Raw genomic sequence first — 352 nt, forward strand, 5'->3', positions numbered from 1 at the left:
ACACGATGGCAAGCGTGCGGTGATCCGGCGAGAAGCCCATCCCGTGGACCAGCACCTGACCGCGATACAGCGGGCTGAAGTTGCCCGGCGCAGGGTCGCCCAGGCGGATGACGCCCAGCAGCCGGTTGTCCGCCGGGTCCGTCACGGAAACCGTGTTGGAGAACTGCTCGGCGGCATAGAGGCGGTCGCGGTGGCTGATGGGGACGTCAGGGGCCGTCGACGGTCCCGGCGCCTGCCCGGCCAGAACCGCGCTGKCCGCGCCGAGCAGCAGCATGAGGGAGAGGGTGTTCCTGAGGGAATGTCTTGTCATGGTCGTGGGCGCATCAGTGCGCGTGAGCGGAATGGCTGGGGG

Annotated in this window: 1 protein-coding gene; it reads right to left on the reverse strand. The window is 68.9% G+C overall.

Translation table 11 applies throughout. The annotated features are described in order from the left end of the window. Window positions 1-310, reverse strand: a 310-nt coding sequence (locus AC1DBD_RS18055; RefSeq protein WP_476982764.1) for a hypothetical protein, incomplete at its 3' end; no start/stop codon positions are given. Window positions 311-352: the final 42 nt, after the last annotated feature.

Source organism: Arthrobacter sp. 10T419, assembly GCF_056394105.1.